Raw genomic sequence first — 25,253 nt, 5'->3', positions numbered from 1 at the left:
ATTATATTAGTTCAGTATTTTTTTTATCCAACAATTAATTGTTGAACTCTATTTTTATAAACTCGGCACTCGAAAGTGCTCGGTTATCTCTTTGTGATATTTTTACCGTTAATGTCAATGATCTTTATTCTATTGATGATATAATCCGCAAATATTGTATTTGGCTCTATTTGCTTTTTTAAGTTTAAACCATCTATAGTGGAGAATAAGGGAGTCGAACCCTTGACCTCCTGCGTGCAAGGCAGGCGCTCTAGCCAGCTGAGCTAATTCCCCCTCTAGTTAGACTTGAAGATGAAGAGATTTGAGAACTGAGACTATCATTTGTCTCACATCTCTTGTCTTTTTATCTCCCGTCTTTTCAATTAGTAGTCTCGGGCAGGCTCGAACTGCCGACCTCTACATTATCAGTGTAGCGCTCTAACCAGCTGAGCTACGAGACTGTCTTTTAGACTAACAGATCCTAGATCCTAGACACAAGACTTTCGTCTTGATTCCTGGCTCTGGGCTCTTGTATCTCTTCCCTATACTAATTTCTAGTGGGTGTGTATTTTTTTTAATATATCAACCAAATAAAAAACTAAAGCTTCTCTTTAAGTAAGTGCATGGTACATTTAAGTACCTTTGTTTTTTTTATCGTCTAAAGACGCTCTAAAATGAGATGTTCCAGCCGCACCTTCCGGTACGGCTACCTTGTTACGACTTAGCCCTAGTTACCTGTTTTACCCTAGGCAGCTCCTGTTACGGTCACCGACTTCAGGTACCCCAGACTTCCATGGCTTGACGGGCGGTGTGTACAAGGCCCGGGAACGTATTCACCGCGCCATGGCTGATGCGCGATTACTAGCGATTCCAGCTTCATAGAGTCGAGTTGCAGACTCCAATCCGAACTGAGACCAGCTTTCGAGATTAGCATCCAGTCGCCTGGTAGCAGCCCTCTGTACTGGCCATTGTATTACGTGTGTGGCCCAAGGCGTAAGGGCCGTGATGATTTGACGTCATCCCCACCTTCCTCTCTACTTGCGTAGGCAGTCTCACTAGAGTCCCCAACTGAATGATGGCAACTAGTGACAGGGGTTGCGCTCGTTGCAGGACTTAACCTAACACCTCACGGCACGAGCTGACGACAACCATGCAGCACCTTGAAAAATGTCCGAAGAAAAGTCTATTTCTAAACCTGTCATTTCCCATTTAAGCCTTGGTAAGGTTCCTCGCGTATCATCGAATTAAACCACATAATCCACCGCTTGTGCGGGCCCCCGTCAATTCCTTTGAGTTTCATTCTTGCGAACGTACTCCCCAGGTGGCTAACTTATCACTTTCGCTTAGTCTCTGAATCCGAAAACCCAAAAACGAGTTAGCATCGTTTACGGCGTGGACTACCAGGGTATCTAATCCTGTTCGCTCCCCACGCTTTCGTCCATCAGCGTCAGTTAAAACATAGTGACCTGCCTTCGCAATTGGTGTTCTAAGTAATATCTATGCATTTCACCGCTACACTACTTATTCCAGCCACTTCTACTTTACTCAAGACCCGCAGTATCAATGGCAGTTTCATAGTTAAGCTATGAGATTTCACCACTGACTTACGAGTCCGCCTACGGACCCTTTAAACCCAATAAATCCGGATAACGCTTGCACCCTCCGTATTACCGCGGCTGCTGGCACGGAGTTAGCCGGTGCTTATTCGTATAGTACCTTCAGCTTTCCACACGTGGAAAGGTTTATCCCTATACAAAAGAAGTTTACAACCCATAGGGCCGTCATCCTTCACGCGGGATGGCTGGATCAGGCTCTCACCCATTGTCCAATATTCCTCACTGCTGCCTCCCGTAGGAGTCTGGTCCGTGTCTCAGTACCAGTGTGGGGGATCACCCTCTCAGGCCCCCTAAAGATCATTGACTTGGTGAGCCGTTACCTCACCAACTATCTAATCTTGCGCGTGCCCATCTCTATCCACCGGAGTTTTCAATATCAAATGATGCCATTCAATATATTATGGGGTATTAATCTTCCTTTCGAAAGGCTATCCCCCTGATAAAGGTAGGTTGCACACGTGTTCCGCACCCGTGCGCCGCTCTCAGGTTTCCGAAGAAACCCTACCGCTCGGCTTGCATGTGTTAGGCCTCCCGCTAGCGTTCATCCTGAGCCAGGATCAAACTCTCCATTGTATGTTTGTCTGACTCACTCAAAGTTTTGACGCTTTAGTTTTTCCTTACTTGGTTGTTATATCTATTTTTCAATGATCTCTTTTCTTCCGCTTTATACTGTAGCTAATTTTTCTGTCGTTTTAGCTACCGATTTGCGAGTGCAAAAGTAATAAATGTTTTTAATATGACCAAATGTTTTTTAAGAAATTTTAAAGTTTATTGTTAACCCTAAATCTTAAATCATTCATTCAATCTTCTCTACTCCTGCGCTCCCTTAATTGGGATTGCAAAGATACAAACTTTTCTCACTTTTCAAAATAAATTCTCATTTATTTTTTTTTAAAAGTTTCTCTTTATTACTGTTCTTCTGCGCTACCTACTATCTCTCGTTTTCAGTGGTGCAAAAGTAGAGCTTATTACCCTACACTTCCAAATCTATTTAACATAAAATTTACTTTTAATTCATATTCACCCTTAACTAACTGAAACGCAAGCTTAAAAATTTTAACCAAAATCCTAAAACTAATAAATGCCAGACCCCCTTATGTATTTATTACCTTTCAAAAACAAAAAAACTGACTTATTACGTCAGTTTTTATTTTACTACATTATATATATTAATAATGATGGACTATATATTCATTCTCAAATGAACCATCATCATAGAATTTCAATATAGCATATCCCGGAGGTGTCTCCTGATAATAGAAGGGCTTTGCAGAGCGTTTGTCTCCTTCTCCCCACCAGAACCCAGACATTGCACCGTTACAGAAATAGTACACATCATTATACCAGGCTCTATCCAACAGATGCTGATGTCCGCTAAGACATCCTTTTACTTTATCCTTATGCTTATAAAAAAGATCTTTCAGGGCTCCATGGTCTTTATGCTGTCCTCCCTCCCAGCTTCCTGTAACAGTAAGTATAGGATAATGGGACATGATCAATGCATATTCTCCCTGAGGAATACGTTCGAGTTCATGCGCTAGCCAATCCATTTGCTCAGGATCCAAAGTAATCCCGGAATTATTGCCATCCAACATCATGAAATGCCATTTCCCCTTTTTAGCACTATAATAACGTTTAGGCATTTTAAGTCTTTTGGCGGCATAAGGTACTCCATACATTTCATCAGATTTATCTCCTGCCCACCAAATATCATGATTTCCAACACAGCTGTACATATCGTAATCCGCAATTTCTTTAATACAGGTATCCCATGCATTCCATTGATCATGGACTTCCTGTCGTGTAGAATTGTCCCGATCTACTGTCATAATAGAGTCTCCTGTATTAAGAAAGAAATCTACTTTTTTAGTCTTTATTTCTTTAAGGCATTTTAAAAACCGCTCCATTACTTTAGGATCTGCAGGCAAATGAACATCAGTAATATGTCCTACTGTAAGCAAAAGCTTCTTTCTACGATCTGTATTGTTATTTTTCTGAGGTGCAGCCAAAAGATGGGTAGCCGCTCCGCTTAACATTAATGCAGAAGCTGCAATTGGGGTTTTTGTCAAAAACTTTCTTCTGTTCATACTTGGTTCTTATATTCCCTAATAATTTGAAAGGGACAAATTTGACCAAATATTTACAGATGAACATTTTTTATATATTATAAAATTATTAATCCCACATTAACTTTCATTACCCAAGCAAACAATTTTACAATCAGAAATCGCATCAATAAAGTTAGGGCCTGAAAAAAATAACCCCGGCCTAAGCCGGGGTCTGTATATCTAATGTCCAAAAATATCTTTTAAACTGACTTCTTTAAAGGTTCCCATATCATTGGCAGCTTCCATATTCAGGTTTTCTTTCTTCCCGAGGATAGCTGTATTAAAATGCAATGGTTTTATTTCTGTTTGATAGAACTGTTTTACCTCAGCAAAATCCAGTTTTTGAATTTGCTCGTAAATATCTTTCCTGAAGTCATGGGTAATTCCAATTTTTTTCAATCTCAATGTATTGAAGAAAATATTTGTTCTGGTAACTCTGGTTGATGCGATCTGTTTCAACGCAGTACTTTTAGCATTATCAAATTGGATAGGTACCTCAGGAAGCTCACTCATCAGTTCCGACATGGTATCCACAGCAATTTGAAGCTTATCCGGTTGCGTTCCAATATAGGTTGTCACATAATCTGGATGCCCGGATTCTGAATTAGCAGCATAAGAAACATAGGCTGAATAGGCTAAACTCTTACTTTCACGGATTTCCTGAAATACTATAGAAGACAATCCTCGTCCAAAATATTCGTTGAACACATTAATTTTACCCAAATTGGCGGTATTGATATCATGCCCTTTTCCTATTTTACTCATTTCCACCTGCACCATATCATAATCTATGAAATTAACTTTTCCATTGGTTTCAGGCTCAGGATATTTCTTAGCGTCAGGAATTTCGAAGCTCGCTGGCTTGACATAATTCTCAATATAGCTTTTAAAGTTTTCGAGATTTTTTCCGTAGAAAAATATCTGGTATGGAAACCCAAACATTTTTTTTATCCGGTCTGTAAACACTTCTACTTTACTAGTTTCAAGCTCTTCCCTCGAAATGACATCTGTAAACCTGGAAAACTCACCCAGCTTTGTATAATTCGTTAAAGCGGTCATGATCCGGTTTTTATCCTTTTTCATCGCTTCCCGGTTTTCCAAAACGGTTTCCACAAACTGGTGGTAGATTTTCTGATCGGGTTTTACGTTATACATCCAATGCTGTAGCAACTCAACTCCTTTCTCAATATTTTCTTCCAAACCACTCAGTGAAATCACAAGCTGATCATTTGTTGTCTTGAAATCGTTGCTTACTCCAATTTTAAAGAATTCTTTCTTCAGGTCCTCCGGAGAATACTGTTCAGTTCCCAAGTATTGCAATAGCTGTGTTGATATTGCCAAATCACGATCGTTATCACTTCCAAAAGGGAAAATAAAATAGGCCTGGGCAATATCATTGTACTTATTTTTGACAAAGCTTAGTTTTTTGTCTTTAATTGCCCCCGTTATGATCTCTTTGTTATAATCGATAAATTCAGGTTGGATATCCTCTGTCTTCTCTGCTAAAATCTGTTTTAAAAACTCTGACTGCGCATCCCTGTTAATTTTAATGGGTGTAATACCGGGATTTTCAACTCTGACAAGCTTATCGTTAATGCCTTTTTCTTTATTAATGACTACATAATTATCTTTAAAAAAACTTTTAGCAAAATCGATAACGTCCTGTTTCGTAAATGAGGCATATTCATCCATTTCATTAAGTTCTTCCGCCCATGTCCTTCCTTTTATATAAGTATCATAAAGATTGGTGGCCAAGCCGTCAGCCGTTTCTAGCGCCTTCATTCTCTGAAGTTTGAAATCATTGATAATTGAAGGAAGCATCCAATCGGGAAATTCTCCTTTTTTTATTAATTCAATCTGTTCTAAAACCATATCCCTTGCTTCATCCAAAGTCTGGGTTTCTTTAGGTACGGCAACAATTGAAAAATAACCGTATTGTTTTAATCCCACAGAAAAAGCCTGCGCCCAAAGCATTTTTTGGTTTTGATTGATATTAAGATCTAGCAGTCCTGCTTCTCCCCTGTTGCTCATGATATTTACTGTAATATCCGCCAACATCGCTTCTCTGGTTCCATAACTTTCTGTTCTCCATGCCAGCTGAACCCTTGGTGTGGTTGGGCTTTTCACCGTCCGCTTTACAATTCCTGTAAGAGGTTCTTCAATAACAGGAGATTTCTTTGGGAGTTCTCTATAAGGAATGGTTCCGAAATACTGATCAATAAGCTGGATCGTATCTTCGTAATTCAAGTCCCCTACCATTACCATCGCATAGTTATTAGGAACATAATATTCATCAAAATATTTATGAATAGCTTTCATAGAAGGGTTTTTCAAATGCTCGGGTCTTCCTAAAGTAGTCTGCTGGCCATTGGCATGGGTAGGGAAAAGCGCATCCATCAGTTCATAATTCACTAATCTGGAATCATTATCCTGAGCCCTGTTGAATTCTTCATAAACAGACTCAAGTTCTGTATGGAACAGGCGCAAAACAATTTCCGAGAATCTTTCCTTCTCAACTTTCAGCCATTTTTCAAGCTCATTATTAGGAATATTATTTTTATAAACAGTTTCATCGAACCATGTATGGGCATTGGTTCCACTAGCTCCTAATGAAGAAATCACTTTATCATACTCATTGGCGATAGCATATTGGCTTGCCTCCTGAGATACCTCATCGATTTTTTTATAAATCTCTTTTTTTCTTTCAGCGTTCTCTTCTGCTTTATGCTGTTCATATAATTCCGAAATCTGATCCAGTAAGACCTTTTCTTTATCCCAGTTTTGAGTTCCTATTTTAGAGGTCCCCTTAAACATCATATGTTCAAGGTAATGTGCTAAACCAGTATTATCAGAAGGATCGTTGTTACTTCCCGTCCTTACGGGAATATAAGTCTGAATCCTTGGGGAATCAAAATTTTGAGCAAGAAAGACCTTCAGTCCATTTTTCAGGGTATACATTCTTACCCCGTTTTCGTCGTGAGTGACGGCTATATATTCGTAATTATTTTTGTCTGTGTGAATCGTCTCCTTATATCTTTTGTCCGTCATATGTAATATGTAAGTTCATTTTCATTCTTTAAAACAGAATGCCTTACAAATGTAAGCAATACAAAAATAAAGCCTGTTAATTTTATAATTATTAAATCTATGATGGTGATTTGAAATAGCGAAGTGGATAGGCTGGATGCCTGAATAGCGAAATGGTAAAATGGTAAAATTGCAGATTTGTAAAACTGTTGAATTATCGGTTGAGTTTTCAATGATGCTCTGCTATTCAAATACATTGTACATTAAATAAAAATCTCTAAGATTCGGTTTGTATCTCCAAGTTTGATTAAGTTTGCATAAGGTTTTACCTAAAATTTATACCATGTCCGGAAATATTCTGATCATCGATGATGAGCTTAAACTTCTCAAACTTTTGGGAATGATCCTTTCTCAGGAAGATTTTAATGTCAAAGAAGCTTCTACTGCCCGTTCGGCGATGACGATGCTTGAGCAATACGAATTTGATGTCGTTTTAAGCGATGTCCGCTTACCCGATGGCTTTGGCGTTGAACTGGTAAGATCCATCAAAACAAAATATCCACATCTGGAAATTATTCTGATGACTGCTTTCGGAAATATTACGGACGCAGTTCAGGCGATGAAAAATGGTGCTTACGATTATATCGTAAAAGGCGATGACAATGACAAAATCATTCCTTTAGTATACAAAGCTTTGGACAAAGTACAAGATAATAAATCTAAGATTGTTCAGAAAGGTGATGTACAAAAGGGATTCAATCAGATCATGGGAAGCTCTCCATCCATTCTTCAGGCTAAAAAACTAGCTGAAAAAGTGGCCCTAACGGATGCCACTGTTCTGTTAACCGGAGAGACAGGAACCGGGAAAGAGGTCTTTGCGAATGCCATTCATGAAGGAAGTGACCGAAAGAAAAATAACTTTGTCGCAATAAACTGTTCTGCATTTAGCAAAGAAATCCTCGAAAGTGAACTTTTTGGGCACAAACAGGGAGCCTTTACCGGAGCGATCAAAGACAAAAAAGGATTGGTAGAAGAAGCCAATGGTGGGACTTTATTTTTAGATGAGATCGGAGAAATGCCTATTGAGCTCCAGGCTAAACTGCTCCGCGTTCTTGAGACCCATGAATTTATGAAAATGGGTGAAACAAAAGTTTCAAAATCAGACTTCAGATTGATCGCTGCAACAAACAGGAATCTTGAAGATGAGATCAGGCAGGGAAATTTCAGAGAAGACCTTTATTTCAGATTGAATGTTTTTGAGATCACTCTCCCTCCTTTAAGAGAAAGGAAAGAGGACTTAAAAGTGTTGGCTAAAAGCTTTATTGATATTTTTTCACACAAATTACACTTAAACTCAGTACAGGTTTCTCCTGACTATTATAAAACACTGGAAAAAAATGACTGGAAAGGGAACATCCGGGAATTAAGAAATACGATAGAAAGAAGTCTCATTTTAATGAATGACCATATTCTGGATACAGAAAGCCTTCCCCATTATTCAGAAAAAGTAAACAGTGACAAAGATTCTTTGAGCATCAGATCACTTGAAAAAGAACATATTCAAAAAGTTTTGCATTACACCAAGGGCAATAAAGCGGAAGCAGCAAGACTGCTGGAAATTGGTATTGCCACGTTATACCGCAAGCTGGAAGAATACGGATTACGATAAAACTAAGCCTATCATTTTAATAAAGAGCCTATCATTTTGATAGGCTTTTCTGTTTTTAGTACTATTCCATAAAACACATAAATAACTAATAAACAACGTATTAAATTAAAAAATAACAAAATGGATTCTTTTTTGGCATTAGGGATAAAAAATAAAATATTTCAAAATGACTATTTCAAAAAGAACATTCAAAAAACGGGATCATTCGAAGTTGAGCTTGCTGATGGTGTCGTATGTACTATTTACCCTATTAACCTTAATTATAAAGATATGATGCTTATTAGTTTAGTGCTGCTTTGTGCAGTGATGTTTTGGCTTTTGTACAAATCCGTTGAATTTTTTGATAAAATATAAAGCTATGTGGAGTTTATTTTTTCTTTCAATACTGGCCTTCGTGTATATCTGCTATGTTCTTATAAAACCAGAAAAATTTTAATCAATCATGAACACAGAAATTTTAGGCATCATAGCGATGTTTGTCATCACATTAGTAATAGGATTATTTTTAGGTAAATATATTGCTAATGTTTATGGCCATAAAAAAACCTTTTTAGATTTTATTTTCCAGCCTATTGAAAATCTAATTTATAAAGTATCCGGAATTAATCCCAACCGTCAGATGACCTGGAAGCAAAACATGTTTGCGATGCTGACGATCAATCTTGTTTGGTTTATCATTGGATTTTTTATTCTGTTAAATCAATCCTGGCTTCCATTAAATCCTGATGGAAATCCAGATATGTCACCTGATCTTGCTTTCAATACCGCAATTTCTTTTCTGGTGAATTGTAATCTACAGCATTATTCCGGCGAAACGGGAGTAAGCTATCTGAGTCAATTATATTTAATGTTTCTTCAATTTGTAACTGCTGCAACCGGAATGGCTGCTATGGCGGTACTTTTTAAAGCATTTAAAGAAAAAACAACAACAGAGTTAGGAAATTTCTTTGATTTCTTCACAAAATCCATGATCAGAATATTGATCCCAATAGGTATTATTGTGGCACTTATTCTTTCTGCTAACGGAACTCCAATGACGTTTGAAGGGAAAGATCATATTACTACTTTAGAAGGTCAAAAAGCTGATATTTCGAGAGGTCCTGTTGCTGCTTTTGTTTCTATTAAACATTTGGGAACCAATGGAGGTGGTTTTTTCGGAGCCAACTCAGCACACCCGCTTGAGAACCCTAATTATATGACCAATATGACTGAAATGGTTACTCAGATGATCATTCCGTTTGCTTTGGTATTTGCATTAGGGTTTTATTTAAAGAAAAGAAAACTTTCATGGACGATTTTCACGGTAATGACTATTGGTTTTCTGGCTCTTACTGTTCCAAATGTAATCAACGAAACTAATGGAAACCCCTTGATTACCCAAATGGGAGCTGACAGTCACCTGGGAGCAATGGAAGGTAAAGAAATCCGTTTTGGAAGTGCTGCTTCAGGATATTGGAGTATCGCTACGACGGTCATTTCTACAGGATCTGTAAATGCAATGCACGACAGTACAATGCCACTTTCAGGAATGAACGAGCTTTTGGCTATGATGATCAACTGTTTCTATGGAGGTTGTGGTGTAGGAATCCTGAATTATTTCATATTCATCATTCTCGCCGTATTTATGAGTGGTCTGATGGTTGGAAGGACACCGGAATTTATGGGTAAAAAAATCGAAGCCAAGGAAATGAAGATCGCAATGATCGTAGCTTTATTCCACCCATTCTTAATCCTTGTGGGAACAGCTTTAACCGCCTACCTGCCGGAATTCGGAGCTAAAACATTAAACAACCCCGGATTTCATGGATTCAGTGAGATGCTGTATGAGTTCACTTCCTCTTCTGCTAATAACGGTTCCGGATTTGAAGGACTCGGTGATAATACTCCATGGTGGAATATTTCAACAGGAATTGTTCTTTTACTTTCAAGATTTATCCCGATCATTGGTCCTATAGCCATTGCAGGTTATCTGGCTCAGAAAAAATATATCCCTGAAAGTGCAGGTACTTTGAAAACGGATACGGCAACCTTTGGATTCATGACTTTAGCCGTGATCCTGCTTATCGCAGCCTTATCATTCTTTCCGGCACTTACATTGGGTCCTATTGCGGAACAACTTCAATATTTTTCTAAATAAATGTGAACCCCTACAATTAAAATCAATCGTAAGCCATTAAGGAAACTGATAAAGCCAGATACTAGTCTACCTCTCATAAAACATTCATTCGAATAATATTATCCATATCAATTCTTAGGTCTTTTTATCACCTTAATGGTTCACATTGGTTTCAAATTATATAACTCTTTCAAAAAAATGAAAAATCAATCACAAACATTGTTTCAAAAAGATTTGGTAAACGAAGCGATCAAACAGTCTTTCGTAAAGCTAAATCCGAAAATCATGTTTAAAAATCCTGTTATGTTCCTGGTTGAGATCGGAACCATCATCATGTTTGTTGTGAGCTTATTTAGCTTAACAGGAGATAAAACACAGGGAAGTTTCTCTTATAATTTTTTAGTATTTATCATTCTATTTTTCACTGTTCTTTTTGCCAATTTTGCAGAAGCTATCGCAGAAGCAAGAGGTAAAGCACAGGCGGATACATTACGTAAAACACGTGAAGAAACTCCGGCAAAATTAATTATCGAAAATAAACCCGGATTTCAGGTAGACACTACGTTAAAAATGTCTGCTGAAATGAAATTAGGGGATATCTTTTTATGTGAAACCGGTGATCAGATCCCAATGGACGGAGAGATCATTGAAGGTTTGGCTACCATAGATGAATCTGCAATTACCGGAGAAAGCGCACCAGTCATTAGAGAAGCAGGAGGCGATAAAAGTTCAGTGACCGGTGGTACAAAAGTACTTTCTGACCGCATAAAAGTGAAAGTGACTACAAAACCCGGTGAATCTTTCCTTGATAAAATGATTGCCCTTGTGGAAGGTGCTTCAAGACAAAAAACACCTAATGAGATCGCATTAACGATACTTTTAGCAGGATTTACTTTAACCTTTATAATAGTTACCCTTACTTTAAAACCCTTTGCAGATTATGCGCAGACGCCGATTACCATTGCGGCATTTATATCACTTTTCGTTTGTTTGATACCCACAACGATCGGAGGTCTGCTTTCTGCAATTGGAATTGCGGGGATGGACAGAGCTTTAAGAGCCAATGTCATTACAAAAAGTGGAAAAGCCGTTGAAACAGCAGGCGATATTGATGTCTTACTATTGGATAAAACGGGAACGATAACGATAGGAAACCGTAAAGCAACCCAATTTCACCCTGCCCATAACATTAAACTGGAAGAATTTATAAAAGCTTCAGCATTAAGCTCAGTGGCAGATGAAACCCCGGAAGGAAAGTCAATTATTGAATTAAGCGAACTACAACCAAAAGACCTGATTGTGTCGAGTCCCACTTATATCGACTTTACTGCTGAGACGAGAACTTCAGGGATCGATTTTGAGAATACAAGAATCCGAAAAGGAGCTTATGATACCATTAAGAAATTAACTGAAAAAGCAGGAAATCTCTTTCCTCAGGAAACTCAGGATGCTACGACTAAAATTTCTGAAAACGGAGGAACTCCTTTAGTCGTTTCTGTAAATGAAGAAGTCTGGGGAGTGATTGAACTTCAGGATATCATTAAAACCGGAATTCAGGAACGTTTCCAACGCTTGAGAAAAATGGGTGTAAAAACCGTGATGGTAACAGGAGATAATCCATTGACAGCAAAATTTATCGCAGAAAAAGCTGGGGTTGATGATTTCATTGCAGAAGCTAAGCCGGAGGATAAAATGAATTACATCAAGAAAGAGCAGCAGTCAGGAAAACTGGTAGCAATGATGGGAGATGGAACGAATGACGCACCCGCTTTGGCTCAGGCAGATGTCGGTGTAGCAATGAACAGTGGAACACAGGCTGCAAAAGAAGCCGGAAACATGGTAGATCTTGACAACGACCCTACCAAGCTGATTGAAATTGTAGAGATTGGAAAACAGTTATTGATGACCCGTGGAACACTTACCACTTTCAGTATTGCGAATGATGTCGCTAAATATTTCGCCATTATACCGGCCTTATTTATCACGTTCATTCCGGCTCTTCAGAAATTGAATATTATGAATCTTCATAGCCCTGAATCAGCCATATTATCGGCTATTATCTTCAATGCTATTATTATTCCGATTTTAATTCCATTGGCTTTAAAAGGGGTTGCGTACAAACCCATCGGTGCCAGTGCGCTGTTAAGAAGAAACCTTTTGATTTACGGTGTTGGAGGTATCATAGCTCCATTTATCGGAATAAAAGTTATTGATCTACTCATCAGCTTATTCTTTTAAAAATTTTAGAAAAATGAAAAATTATATAATATCATCATTGAAACTGACTTTCGTAATGGGACTTCTTGTTGGAGTTTATTTAATCATTGTTTATGCAGGTTCAAAGATCTTACCTACCCAGGGAAATGCAGAAACCATTACTTATAAAGGTCAGAAGTTTTACGCCAACATTGGACAGGAATTTAAATCCCTGAAATACTTCCACAGCCGCCCATCAGCGGTGAACTACAATGCATCAGGAAGTGCAGGAAGCAATAAGGGGCCCAGCAATAAAGAATATCTGGAAACCGTACAAAAAAGAATAGACACTTTAAGAATGCAGAATCCTGAAATGAACAACGAAAAAGTGCCTGTTGAACTGGTTACAGCAAGTGGAAGCGGTTTAGACCCTAATATTTCTGAAGCAGGTGCTGCTTTTCAGATCAAAAGAATAGCAAAGGAAAGAAACCTTTCGGAAGCCACTATTGAAAATCTTATTAAAACACACACAGAAAAGCCCCTGCTTGGACTTTTCGGACCTTCTAAAGTGAATGTCTTACAACTTAATATCGCTTTAGATCAATTAAAATAATGCTTAAAACTAACATGAAAAAATATATTGTCGCTGGAATATTAATGGGAATTTATTTTCCAAAAGCTCAATCTTCAGATTCCGTGAAAGTAAGTCCAAAAGTGAAATTTTCTGCCTATGCAGAGTTATTTTATACTTATGATTTTAATGAACCAGCCAATCATCTTCGTCAGAATTTCCTGTATTCATACAACAGGCATAATGAACTTAATCTTAATCTGGGCATGGTAAAAGCTTCGTATGAGAGTGATAAATTCCGTGCTAATATGGCCTTAATGGCAGGGACGTACGCCCAGGATAATATGGCAGCAGAGCAGAACGCTCTACGTTATGTAAATGAGGCTAATATTGGAATTAAAATCTCCGAAACCAAAAACCTATGGATCGATGCGGGGATAATGCCCTCTCATATTGGTTGGGAAAGTGCGATAGGAAAGGATAATATCAATTTAACAAGGAGTTTTGCTGCTGAAAATTCTCCTTATTTTGAAACAGGAGCTAAAATCTCTTATACTTCAGATAACGGGAAATGGTTTCTAAGCGGAATGGTATTGAATGGATGGCAGCGTATTGCAAAGCCAGAAGGGAATCAAAGTATTTCTTTCGGACATCAGGTCACTTTTAAACCTAATGATAAAATCACCTTGAACAGCAGCTCTTTCATAGGAAATGATAAAGCAAAAGAAGACAAGAGAATGCGGTATTTCCATGACTTATATGGAAGCTTCCAATTGACCGAAGCGTTTTCCACAGTGATAGGTTTTGATATCGGTGCTGAGCAGAAATCAAAAGGTAGTGACCAATATAGTCTGTGGTACAGCCCCAACCTGTTGATGAAATATCAACTTGATAATCGATGGGCTCTTGCGGGAAGACTTGAATACTATAGTGATAAGAACGGAGTAATTATTGCGACCAAAACACCTAATGGGTTTCAGACTTTTGGATACTCCTTTAATATAGATTATGCAGTTTCGAAAAATATTGTTTTTCGTACAGAAGCAAGAGCATTTAATTCAAAAGATGCGATCTTTGTAAAAGGTGATGATTTTAAACAAGGAAACTTCTTTGTTACAACGAGCCTAGCGGCGTGGTTTTAAAAAATAAATCTTTTTTAGACTTAAATACCTCAGCGTGTTTAGGTCTAAAAATTTTGTTCCTTTTATGGTTCAAGAAAAAATAAAATTAAAAAGAATAAAATCAATGTCATCAGCAAAACAATTTTTAGAACTGATTCAAAAATCAAAAAAAGGAAAATTCAAGATCTATATTGGAATGAGTGCTGGTGTGGGGAAAACTTTCCGTATGCTTCAGGAAGCTCATGCCCTGCTACGAAATGGGATTGATGTAAAAATAGGCTATGTCGAAACACACGGCCGGGAAGAAACAGTTGCATTGGTTGATGGCATTCCTGAAATAGCAAGAAGATCTGTATTTTACAAGGGCAAAAATCTCGAAGAAATGGATCTTCAGGCTATCATCAATGAGCACCCGGAAGTTGTTCTTGTAGATGAACTGGCACACACCAATGTAGAAGGTTCTAAGAATAAAAAAAGATGGCAGGATGTATTAGAGATTCTTGATAATGGAATCAACGTCATCAGTGCGATGAACATCCAGCATATTGAGAGTCTGAACGAAGAGGTAAAAAAGATCACCGGTATAGAGGTTTCAGAACGAGTTCCTGACAAAATTCTTGCCCTTGCTGATGAAGTGGTGAATATTGATTTAACCGCTGATGAACTTTTAACCAGACTAAAAGAAGGAAAGATCTATAAGAAAGAGAAAATTCAGACGGCACTGAACAACTTTTTCCAAAGCGGACACATTCTGCAACTCCGGGAACTTTCTTTAAAGGAGGTAGCTACCCATGTTGAAAGGAAAGTAGAAACTGAAATTAAAACTGAAAACTTTAAACCCATCAAATTTCTAGCCTGCATCAGCAGTAATGAGAAAATCGCCAAAAATATTATCAGGAAAACAGCGCGTCTGGCCAGTTATTATAACAGTCCATGGACGGTTTTATATGTACAGAAACCCTCTGAAAATCCGGAAAAAATAGCCTTAAATAAGCAACGATATTTAATTAATAATTTTAATTTAGCACAAGAAATGGGTGCCAAAGTAATCCGGATAAAGGAAAACAGTGTTCATAAAGGAATTCTGGACTATGTCATTCAACACAATATCACAACAGTATGTATCGGAAAACCGCACTCTCATTTCTGGCAAAGACTTTCCGGTTATAGCTGGATCTATACATTAATGAACCGATTGAACGAACGACAGATAGACATTATCATTTTATCTTAAGAGTAATGAAACTTAAAACTAAACTCACACTAGGCGTAGGTCTTTTATTTTTGCTGATCGTTTTACTTTCAGTAGTTGGCTCTGTATATATCAATAAACTGAAATCTGACACCGAGAAAATTCTTACCGCCAATTACAATAGCTTAGAATATTCTAAAAATATGCTGATCGCCTTGGATAGGATGAGTACAGACAGTGTTGTTTCTGTAAGGGATTTTGAAAAAAATAACACTTTACAGGAACATAACCTATCAGAAATCGGAGAAAAAGAAGTTACTCAAAATCTTAAGATCCACTTTGCCAGTTATCTGAAGCAGCCAGACTACAAAAAAGAAAAACTTATCCGTGAAGATTTAGTAAAGATCATGTCTCTGAATATGAAGGGGATTGAACGTAAAAGTGATACGGCAATTATCACTGCTGAACGTGCCACTTTCTGGATCGTCAGCATAGGAACTGTTTGTTTCCTGATTGCGTTTACCCTTTTATTTAATTTACCACAAACGATTGCTGAACCGATTAATCAATTAACGTTTAGTATCAAACAGATCGCCAATAAAAATTATAGCGAAAGAGTTCATTTTAAAGGAAGTGAGGAGTTTAATGACCTTGCCAATTCCTTTAATATTATGGCCGAGAAATTACAGGAGTATGAAAGCAGTTCGCTTTCTACCCAGCTGATGGATAAAAAGCGAATTGAAACACTCGTCAATAATATGCATGATGCCGTCATTGGCCTGGATGAAAATCATCATATCTATATGATCAATGATGAAGCTTTGAATATTACCAATCTTCGAAAAGAAGAGATCATTGGAAAAACGGCTCATGAAGTTGCTGTCAATAATGATCTGATCAGGGAACTTCTTAAAAATATGGATCATCCGGTAAAAGATCCTATCAAAATTGTTACGGATAATAAGGAGAACTATTTTGAACAGGAAATCGTTCCCATTAATATCGCAAAGACAGGAGAAAAGGAGAAAAAATATATTGGAAAAGTAATTCTCCTACGAAATATCACTCCTTTTAAAGAGCTTGATTTTGCAAAAACCAATTTTATAGCAACCATCTCGCATGAGCTTAAAACCCCTATTGCTGCTATAAAGATGGGAGTCCAGCTTTTAGGAAATCAAAAATTTGGTGATTTGAATAGCCAGCAGCAAGAGCTTTTAAAAAGTATTAATGATGATGGTCAAAGGTTATTAGATATTACCGGAGAATTACTCAATCTATCACAGGTAGAAACGGGAAACATCCGGTTAAATATTAAAAGCTGCTCACCAAAAGAAATCGTCCTTACAGCTGTCAAAAATGTAGAAAAACTAGCTGAGCAAAAGAATATTGCTGTTACAACAAATTTCCTAATGGCCGATGATGATTTTGTTTCCGCAGATTTTGATAAAACGGTTTGGGTAATGAATAATTTCCTGAGTAATGCGATCAAACATTCTTTTCAGGATGAGAGTATTAAGATTCAAGTGGAAAAATCTGACGCTATGATTCAGTTCAGCATTACAGATACCGGAAGTGGCATCGATGAAAAATACCACCGTCAGATCTTCGACCGATATTTTCAGGTTCCGGGAGAACATCAGAATGGAACAGGTCTTGGTTTGGCCATTTCAAAAAACTTTATCGAAAAACAGGATGGTAAAATTGGGGTGAAGAGTTCTCCAAATCAGGGAAGTACTTTTTATTTTGAGCTACCATTGGCATAAATTTAAATTCTCTAAATTTTATTTAATTTCACTTCCTGAAATTATCTTGTTAAAAAGACAAGTGCAATATTAAATAATGGCTATTCATCAGTTTAAATTAAACTTAATCCCCGAAAAAGGAGTATTGGATATATTGGGAATGATTCCTCCAAAATTAGATATTAATTTTGAAGAAAGAATTGAGCATTATCATCTAAAAAAGGATAATCTCTTGGAATCGTCAGACTTTTTCGAAGATGCTTTAAGTATAGATTGGTGGGACTCAATTCATGTTTCACCTACCGAAATAATTTATTATATCAGTAAACTATTCCCTACTCATGTTATAAAAAATTCTAATTCCTATTATTGGAAATATTATATTGTAAATAGTATTGATCACGATGCCTCTTTAGTACTAGACAAACAATCTGAAAAGATAGAAGAGCTTTACTTTAGAGCTGATCTAAGAGAAAGTGGTTTAGTCTTTTTAAATCAATTTATTGAAATTGCAAAAAAATACAACTGCCTATTATTGGATGTGAAAGGAAATCTGATACGGCCGGAACGAAATGAAGTATATAAATTAATTACTTTATCTGATAATTACAGGTTTTTAGTAAACCCTGAAGATTTTTTGAATAACTTACGCAATCAACAATAATACTAATGATCGCAGAAGACCTTACTGAATTTTTATATTGGGTATGAGAACTTATATTCCTGAAGATGGAGAAAATCAACAAAAAACTTTTGATAATTTTGAATAATTTAAATCGCATTTACTTTATAAAAAAAATCTTTTTTTTGCTTGATGAATGATCTTATTTATAACTCTAAACTTCCTGATCCCTTTCTCAAAGACTTTGTAGAAAGTTTCTGGATGTTGGATAATCCTTCGGACAATAAAGAAGTTGTTCTTTTACCTGATGGACGGATAGATGTGATTTTCTCGCAATCCCCAACGCAGCCTTTCCATATTGTTCTTTTAGGTATCGGCACCCACCCTGAAGAAATTGTCATTGCAGAAAAAATCAAAACTTTCGCGATCAGTTTTAATCTGCTGGCCACCGAATATATTCTGCATGAAAGTGTTTCAGAGCTTTTAAATTATGCTAAAAATCTACCCATTGATTTTTGGGGATTTACGGTTGATGATATGACAGATTTTGATCAATTCTGCTTGAAAGCATCAGAAAAAATACAAGCTGAACTTTCTCATCAGAAAATTGATGAGCGAAAGTTGAAGCTTTTTAACTTCATCTACTTATCCAATGGGGCGATTCCCATCAAAGAACTTTCAGAAAAGGTAATATGGAGTGAGCGGCAGATCAACCGGTATTTTAATCAACAGTATGGTATTTCTTTAAAAGCCTATTGTGGAATTCTCCGTTTCAGAGCCTCTTTCAAGCATATTAAAGAAGGGAAATTATTTCCTGAACAAAACTTCAGTGACCAGTCCCATTTTATTAAAGAGATCAAAAGGCTTTCCGGATTTCTACCCAAAGAACTCAGTCAGAACAAAAACGACCGATTTATACAATTTTCCGTTCTCCCCAAAAAGTAATTTTGCATCATTAATTTAAATATGATGATTATACAAAATAAAAAAATAGCCATTATTGGAGGAGGTCCGGGAGGGCTAACTTTAGCAAGACTTTTACAGCTTCAAAATGCCGACGTTCATGTATATGAGCGTGACGAACATAAGGATGTCCGCGTTCAGGGTGCTACTCTCGATCTTCATGAAGAATCTGGACTGGAAGCGCTTCGAAGAGCTGGATTGATCGATGCTTTTAAAGCTAATTACCGCCCGGATGCAGGGAAACTAAAAGTTGTAGATAAAAACCTTAGCCTATACCTCGATGAACATCATTCAGGAAGTGCTCATGAAGAAGACCGTCCCGAAATCGACAGAGCTCCGCTTAGGAAAATGTTACTGGAAACCTTAAAGCCGGATACTGTAGTTTGGGATAGCCAATTCCTATCAATGGAGAAAAATGGTGATGGCTGGGTATTATATTTCAAAAATGGCAACTCTTATTATGCAGATATCGTAATCGCTGCAGATGGGGCTAATTCTAAAATACGACCTTATATTACAGATATCCTGCCTATTTATTCAGGAGTTACAATGGTTGAAGGAAATATCTATAACGCTGAAATGAATGCACCGAAGCTTTGGAAACTTGTTGAGGGAGGAAAAATGTTTGCTTTAGATGAGGGAAAAACTTTATTATTCAGTACAAAAGGAGATGGAACTCTTACCTTTTATACAGGATGTAATGTAGATGAAAACTGGGCAAAAGAATCCGGAATTGACTTTAACAATAAAGATCAGATTTCTGAATGGTTTAAGAAAGAATGTGGAACATGGGATGAGAGCTGGCAGGAATTATTTACCACCAATGAATCTTCATTTGTGGTTCGTCCACAGTATCATTATCCTCTTGATCAAACCTGGGAAACACTTCCAAATCTTACAATGCTTGGTGATGCTGCCCACCGAATGCCACCCTATGCCGGAGAAGGCGTAAATATGGCTATGCAGGATGCGTATGAACTCGCTGAATGTTTAACGAGCGGAGCATTTGAAGATGTGAAAACAGCTATTTCTCATTTCGAAAAACAAATGCAAAAGAGAGCCTCTAAGGTGACTAAAATTACTTTGGATAATACTGCCATGCTGCATTCTCAGAATGCCATTGAAAATCTTCTAAAAATGTTTGATGGCAAATAAAAGCCATCTTTTGTAATTAATACGAAACATGTATATTTGACCCGACGGGCTGAAACTTTTTCATCCCGTCGTTTTTACTTTTTTAAACACACATTTATGAGAAAAACGATTTCTGACTTTTTAAACCTGCATACCGGTGAAGAAAACCCGGCTCTGGTTCTTGAAAATGTTACCAGTAATGTTTCCTTCCGGGGAGCTAACCTTTGGATTCTTTCATGCGCCATACTTATTGCTTCAGTAGGATTAAATGTAAACTCAACGGCGGTAATTATCGGTGCCATGCTGATCTCCCCTCTCATGGGACCTATTGTAGGAGCAGGTTTTGCATTAGCCACTTTTAATTTCAGCCTTTTAAAAAAATCCATGAAAAATTTGCTGATCGCTACGGTGGTCAGTTTAACCGTTTCCAGTTTATATTTTTATTTAAGCCCTTTCAAGGACATCCAGTCCGAGCTACTGGCAAGAACATCTCCTAATATCTATGATGTCCTGATTGCCTTTTTCGGTGGAATTGTAGGTGCGGTATCCATTACCCGGGTTGAAAAAGGAAACCCTATTCCCGGAGTTGCTATTGCGACTGCTTTAATGCCACCATTATGTACCGCTGGTTTTGGTATCGCAACGGGTAACTGGTCATTTGTAGCGGGTGCATTTTATTTATATACCATCAACTGTTTCTTCATTTGTATCTCTACATTTCTTATTATCAAGTTTCTTAAATATCAGGCTGTTGAGACGACTAACAAAGCTTTTGAAAAGAGAATCCGATATGGAATTTCGATATTGATCATTGTGATGATTGTTCCCAGCTGTTATTTAGCATATAATTTATTGAATCAAAAAAAATACAACCAAAACGTAGAAAATTTTGTTAATGAAGAGTTTTCAAAGAAAGGTTATACGGTGATCTATAAAAAAGTGGATTACAATGCAAATCCTAAATCTATTGAGCTGGTCTTTTTATCCACTAAATTTGACAGTACAGAAATAAAAAAATTCAATGCCTCACTCCCTGATTTCGGAATAACGAACACCCACCTTGTTATCAAGCAAAACACCAGTGATCTCAAGAAAGAAATTTTAAGTGAAATCAATCTTCAAAAAAACAATATCACCGAAAAGGATTTACAGGTCAATGAATTGAAAAACGAGCTGAACCTCTATAAAATGGATAATCCTGAATTGGTAAAAGAAGTCAAAATTCTCTTTCCTGAAGTTCAGGAAGTAGCGATTGGAAAACTTCAGAATTATTTTACGGCTGATTCAACAAGTTTGGAAACTGCATTTGTATACCAATCTGAAACTAAAATAGATGAAGAAAAACTGAAAGCATGGTTAGCCAACAGGCTTAAAACAAATAATATTATTTTATTCAATACAAAAAGAGATGATCCTATTAAGAAAAAGAATTAAACAGGTTAATCTTACTTTACAACAAGCAAAGCAGGTGATAATTTCATCTGCTTTTGTTTTTCTGATAATTTATGTACATTCGGAATTAAATATTAAGCGATACCTGATGAAAGTTAATAGGAATAAATACCTTCTGCTCAATTATGTTTTTGTAGTTTGTCTGTTCATTTTATTTCTGAATGATCATTTTTTTAAATATGAATTTTCAAACTTTCTGACAGGTAAACTTTCAGACATTGTTGGAATTATTATTCTGCCCTTATTATTAACCTACATCTTTCCAAAACTTAAAGTTCACTCTCTATGGGTAAGTGCTTTATTATTTCTGTTCTGGAAATCGAGCTATTCTGAAGGGTTTATTAATTTGTACAACCAATATGCGTTGATTCCTATAACAAGAGTCATAGACTATTCTGATTTGGTGGTTTTCCTACTTTTACCAATTCCTTATTATATCATTAAAAATGTAGAAAATTGGAATAGTATCAAAGTTATGCATTTTCATCCACTCTTTGTTTTCATTCCTTCATTGTTTACATTGATGGCTACATCTCCCCCGCCAAGTTTCAATTATACCCGGACTAAAGGCAATTTACATTGTTTCAAGTGTAATATTACAGTAAATTATTCACAGGAAGAAATCGTCAGGAAACTAAGAAACAATAATATCGTTTTCGATACGATCTTTCCAATGAACGAAAAAGTACTTGAAAGAAATCCCTATTTTCGTAAAAACAATATTTATTTTTATAAAATCAATCAATTAGTTATTGATCAAGATACTTTACGGAACCTTGATTTTGCGATGAGAAGTATTGATCGTAATAAAACCAAATTTTACTTTAATGGCATGCAGGTCAATGAAAATGTTTCTACAGCCAAACTTATGAGAAAAGCCAGAAAGCATTACAGAAAAATGATATTCAAGGAACTAAAAACATCCTTAAAAAATTAACCAATGGAGTACGATACATATTGGTCTATTCTCGATACGCCCGGTAATTCAATAAAACCTTACTCTATTTTCCTAATAATGCTAATTATTTCTGTAGCATTACTTATGTTAGTATTAAGGTCAAAAAATAATCCTGATAAAAAACTACTTTTAATTTTAATAAGTTTATTTATTGCATTATCACTTCCTGCATATGTTTATTTAAAATTTATTTTCGAAGATACTACAGAAAAAAGATTAACCGAATTATTAAATTCTGATAAAGTAAAAAAAATAGAAGGCCGAATTACGAACTTTAAAAGAAAAGTTGCATATCCGAGAAATGGAGAATCAACTTCAGAATCATTTGATATTGATTCTCTTCATTTTTATTATATTGATAATGGCTTATATGAATTTCACCATTTTGGTGGTAATCATAGTAATGTTTTGCATAATGGATTAAAAGTAAAAATTACATATGGTCAGGGTGATAAATTTGTTGAAATTCTAAAATTAGAAATAGCAAAACAAAATACATATCAAATTAATCCATAAAATAATCTAAATGGAAGCACTCTTTTTCGCTACTCCCCAGGAATTCAGAAAATGGTTGGAGAAAAACCATGAAACAGAGAAAGAAGTCATTATAGGCTTCTATAAAGTAGGCACCAAAAAACCATCTATGACCTGGTCAGAATCTGTAGATCAGGCTATATGTTTTGGATGGATTGATGGGATTAGAAAATCAATAGATAAAGACAGCTATTCCAATCGTTTTACCCCCAGGAAACCTACCAGTATTTGGAGTACCATCAACATAAAAAAAGTGGAAGATCTTACTAAAGCCGGATTAATGAAGCCTGCGGGCCTCAAAGCATTTGAATTACGGAAACAGGAAAAATCGTCAATCTATTCTCATGAAAATAAACTGGCTCAATTGGATCCTGCCTATGAGAAACAATTTAAAGCCAATAAAAAAGCATGGGATTTCTTTACTAATCAGGCCCCGTCCTATAAAAAGGTGATGCTGCATTGGATCATGTCTGCTAAACAGGAAAAAACACGGTTATCACGATTGGAGAAGACTATTGGAGAAAGCGAACTGGAAAAACGAGTATTGTAAATTTCTATGGAAAAAACTTTTAAACTAACAGGCGGTGCAAGAATCGGACTTGCTAATGCAACGTATCCTTTTGCTGATTTGTACGTAGATGAAAATACATTGAAGATCAATGCGTCCCTTGTCGGCAATCTCATTTTTCAACCGCAGGATATTATTTCCATACAACCTTATACTTCTTTACCTCTAATTGGCCAGGGAATCAAAATCAATCATAACGTTGAAAACTATAATTCGAATGTGATTTTCTGGACTCTTAAAAACCCTGATACTGTTATTAATGAAATAAAAAATACAGGATTTTTAGACAATAAAAATGCGATCCCTATTCCAAGAGATTCCAAAATCATCGAACGACAGACACAAGGAGGATTTCCTCTAAAACCAATTGCATCCATCTTTTTTATTGTTGCCTGGAATGCTCTTTTTATTTTTGATTTCTTTCCTGTCTTTAAAGATGAAGATTCTCCGCCGACGTTTCCCGGCCCGGGAGTATGTTCTGCTTTGGGATTGATTTTTATCTCTACCCTTCTTACACTCATATCAAGTGGTTTCAGAAGATTCATTTTAAAGGATGGACGAACGCTTGAGGATATTAGAAAATTAGCAATCTTCATTTTGGTTTTAACTGGCTTTATACTGACAGTTTTCTTAGTTATCAGCCTTGTTAATTAACATCCAAAACCTGAAATTAATGAAACCAACAATCTTTGATCGTGACCAATATCGAATTTATGTTCCGTTTAGGAAATATCTGCTACTGGAAATTAAGTTAATTGATGCAGGAATTGGATATTATATAGATTCTGAAATGCAGCACACGACTTCTGGCTATATTAGGTTTTATTTTAATAAAAATGACGAAGACGCCGTTGATAAGCTCCTTAAAGAGAATGAAATTCAAACTACGGATGATTTTAAAGCTCCTGCAGATTATTTATACAACAGAAAGATTTATTTTTTTGCTATTATTCTGGCTATAGCACTTTTTGTAATCGGATTTATTCTTTTAGAGGCTTACTATTTTTTATTTACATGATCAATAAAAGAAAGAAACTCTTCGAAATGGATAAGTAAATATTGGAAATCAAATATAAAAACACCGGATTATCTCCTAGCAATCCGGTGTTTTAGTTTTACTTGATCCAGCTATCAAGGCTGATAACTTCGGCCTGCATTGGAAATACTTTCGTAGCTAAAACCTGATGAACTTCAGGGTCTCTGTCAGCACAGCAGTCTTCAATTACCGTCAACTGATAATCTTTATCAGCAGCCTCCCGAAGCGTTGAAAGTACCACTCCTGAAGTGCTTATTCCCGTAAGAACCAGATGTTGAATTCCCTGCCCTCTTAATACTACTTCAAGATCACTTCCTGTAAAAGCACTGAAACGGCGTTTGGTTACAGTAACTTCATTAGGTTCTGGCTTTAAGTCAGGATGAATTTCTTCCCATTGTGCAATAAATTCCGGTGTCCACATTTCTTTGTTATTAAATCTGGAAAAACTTTTATTATGCTCACTGATTTCAGGAGCTCCCGGTCGGAAAGAGACCACTACATAGATAACAGGAATCCCATTTGCTCTTGCATGGGAAATAGCCTTAGCTATTTTAATAACCAATCCTGAATGATCTTCAATATTCTGTACAATGGAATTTTGCAAATCCATTACCAGTAAAGCACTTTTTTTTGATTGTTGCATTTCTTT

20 protein-coding genes, 2 tRNA genes and 1 rRNA gene are annotated in these 25,253 nt (G+C 36.5%); 17 read left to right on the top strand and 6 right to left on the bottom strand.

Going from position 1 to position 25,253, the window contains the following annotated elements; genetic code table 11:
* Positions 1-199 precede the first annotated feature (199 nt).
* The 5 genes from CEY12_RS19620 to CEY12_RS19600 all read right to left on the bottom strand — a co-directional run bounded on the left by CEY12_RS19620 (position 200) and on the right by CEY12_RS19600 (position 6,751).
* A tRNA-Ala gene (locus CEY12_RS19620) sits at positions 200-273 on the bottom strand.
* 93 nt (positions 274-366) lie between these two features.
* Positions 367-440 (bottom strand) — tRNA-Ile (locus CEY12_RS19615).
* A gap of 211 nt (positions 441-651) precedes the next feature.
* Positions 652-2,168 (bottom strand): 16S ribosomal RNA (locus CEY12_RS19610).
* A gap of 596 nt (positions 2,169-2,764) precedes the next feature.
* Positions 2,765-3,682, bottom strand: a complete 918-nt coding sequence (locus CEY12_RS19605) for a metallophosphoesterase family protein (RefSeq protein WP_089029272.1) — start codon at positions 3,680-3,682, stop codon at positions 2,765-2,767.
* Between the two features lie 201 nt (positions 3,683-3,883).
* Entirely contained in the window at positions 3,884-6,751 is a 2,868-nt protein-coding gene (locus tag CEY12_RS19600; protein WP_089029271.1) for a M16 family metallopeptidase, read from the bottom strand.
* A gap of 322 nt (positions 6,752-7,073) precedes the next feature.
* Here CEY12_RS19600 and CEY12_RS19590 point away from each other — a divergent pair, with 322 nt between their 5' ends.
* The 17 genes from CEY12_RS19590 to CEY12_RS19510 all read left to right on the top strand — a co-directional run bounded on the left by CEY12_RS19590 (position 7,074) and on the right by CEY12_RS19510 (position 24,586).
* On the top strand, positions 7,074-8,399 hold the full coding sequence (locus CEY12_RS19590; protein WP_089029269.1) for a sigma-54-dependent transcriptional regulator: 1,326 nt from the start codon (positions 7,074-7,076) through the stop codon (positions 8,397-8,399).
* A gap of 120 nt (positions 8,400-8,519) precedes the next feature.
* Positions 8,520-8,753 carry a hypothetical protein gene (locus CEY12_RS19585; protein WP_089029268.1) on the top strand — a complete coding sequence of 78 codons (234 nt, stop codon included), beginning with the start codon at positions 8,520-8,522 and terminating at the stop codon, positions 8,751-8,753.
* Positions 8,754-8,841: 88 nt separating this feature from the next.
* Positions 8,842-10,536 carry a potassium-transporting ATPase subunit KdpA gene (gene kdpA, locus CEY12_RS19580; RefSeq protein ID WP_089029267.1) on the top strand — a complete coding sequence of 565 codons (1,695 nt, stop codon included), beginning with the start codon at positions 8,842-8,844 and terminating at the stop codon, positions 10,534-10,536.
* A gap of 177 nt (positions 10,537-10,713) precedes the next feature.
* Positions 10,714-12,753: a potassium-transporting ATPase subunit KdpB gene (gene kdpB, locus CEY12_RS19575; RefSeq protein WP_089029945.1), complete on the top strand. Its 2,040-nt coding sequence runs from the start codon at positions 10,714-10,716 to the stop codon at positions 12,751-12,753.
* Between the two features lie 13 nt (positions 12,754-12,766).
* Positions 12,767-13,324: a potassium-transporting ATPase subunit KdpC gene (kdpC, locus tag CEY12_RS19570; RefSeq protein ID WP_089029944.1), complete on the top strand. Its 558-nt coding sequence runs from the start codon at positions 12,767-12,769 to the stop codon at positions 13,322-13,324.
* Between the two features lie 14 nt (positions 13,325-13,338).
* The gene (locus tag CEY12_RS19565; RefSeq protein WP_172821055.1) at positions 13,339-14,424 is read left to right on the top strand and encodes a porin; all 1,086 of its coding nucleotides are present in this window, start codon (positions 13,339-13,341) and stop codon (positions 14,422-14,424) included.
* Between the two features lie 103 nt (positions 14,425-14,527).
* Complete coding sequence (locus tag CEY12_RS19560; protein ID WP_089029942.1) at positions 14,528-15,637, top strand: histidine kinase; 1,110 nt, start codon at positions 14,528-14,530, stop codon at positions 15,635-15,637.
* A 5-nt stretch (positions 15,638-15,642) separates the two neighbouring features.
* Positions 15,643-17,358: an ATP-binding protein gene (locus CEY12_RS19555; RefSeq protein ID WP_089029266.1), complete on the top strand. Its 1,716-nt coding sequence runs from the start codon at positions 15,643-15,645 to the stop codon at positions 17,356-17,358.
* Positions 17,359-17,434: 76 nt separating this feature from the next.
* On the top strand, positions 17,435-18,001 hold the full coding sequence (locus CEY12_RS19550) for a hypothetical protein (protein ID WP_089029265.1): 567 nt from the start codon (positions 17,435-17,437) through the stop codon (positions 17,999-18,001).
* Between the two features lie 150 nt (positions 18,002-18,151).
* Complete coding sequence (locus tag CEY12_RS19545; RefSeq protein WP_089029264.1) at positions 18,152-18,904, top strand: helix-turn-helix domain-containing protein; 753 nt, start codon at positions 18,152-18,154, stop codon at positions 18,902-18,904.
* A gap of 21 nt (positions 18,905-18,925) precedes the next feature.
* Positions 18,926-20,077, top strand: coding sequence for an FAD-dependent oxidoreductase (locus CEY12_RS19540; protein ID WP_228409736.1), 1,152 nt, complete (start codon positions 18,926-18,928; stop codon positions 20,075-20,077).
* A gap of 96 nt (positions 20,078-20,173) precedes the next feature.
* Positions 20,174-21,490, top strand: coding sequence for a DUF389 domain-containing protein (locus CEY12_RS19535; protein WP_089029263.1), 1,317 nt, complete (start codon positions 20,174-20,176; stop codon positions 21,488-21,490).
* 106 nt (positions 21,491-21,596) lie between these two features.
* Entirely contained in the window at positions 21,597-22,445 is an 849-nt protein-coding gene (locus tag CEY12_RS19530; RefSeq protein WP_089029940.1) for a hypothetical protein, read from the top strand.
* A 3-nt stretch (positions 22,446-22,448) separates the two neighbouring features.
* Positions 22,449-22,982: a hypothetical protein gene (locus CEY12_RS19525; protein ID WP_157676860.1), complete on the top strand. Its 534-nt coding sequence runs from the start codon at positions 22,449-22,451 to the stop codon at positions 22,980-22,982.
* Positions 22,983-22,992: 10 nt separating this feature from the next.
* A complete protein-coding gene (locus CEY12_RS19520; protein ID WP_089029261.1) occupies positions 22,993-23,550 on the top strand; it encodes a YdeI/OmpD-associated family protein in 558 nt (185 codons plus the stop codon).
* A gap of 6 nt (positions 23,551-23,556) precedes the next feature.
* Positions 23,557-24,222, top strand: a complete 666-nt coding sequence (locus CEY12_RS19515) for a hypothetical protein (RefSeq protein WP_089029260.1) — start codon at positions 23,557-23,559, stop codon at positions 24,220-24,222.
* A gap of 19 nt (positions 24,223-24,241) precedes the next feature.
* The gene (locus CEY12_RS19510) at positions 24,242-24,586 is read left to right on the top strand and encodes a hypothetical protein (protein WP_157676859.1); all 345 of its coding nucleotides are present in this window, start codon (positions 24,242-24,244) and stop codon (positions 24,584-24,586) included.
* 97 nt (positions 24,587-24,683) lie between these two features.
* Here CEY12_RS19510 and CEY12_RS19505 read toward each other — a convergent pair whose 3' ends face one another.
* Entirely contained in the window at positions 24,684-25,247 is a 564-nt protein-coding gene (locus tag CEY12_RS19505; RefSeq protein WP_089029258.1) for a cysteine hydrolase family protein, read from the bottom strand.
* Positions 25,248-25,253: the final 6 nt, after the last annotated feature.

Origin of the sequence: Chryseobacterium sp. T16E-39, assembly GCF_002216065.1 — a bacterium.
GTDB lineage: Bacteria > Bacteroidota > Bacteroidia > Flavobacteriales > Weeksellaceae > Chryseobacterium.
The sequence above is the reverse complement of the archived record's forward strand: the minus strand, read 5'-3'. Positions and strand labels throughout refer to the sequence as shown.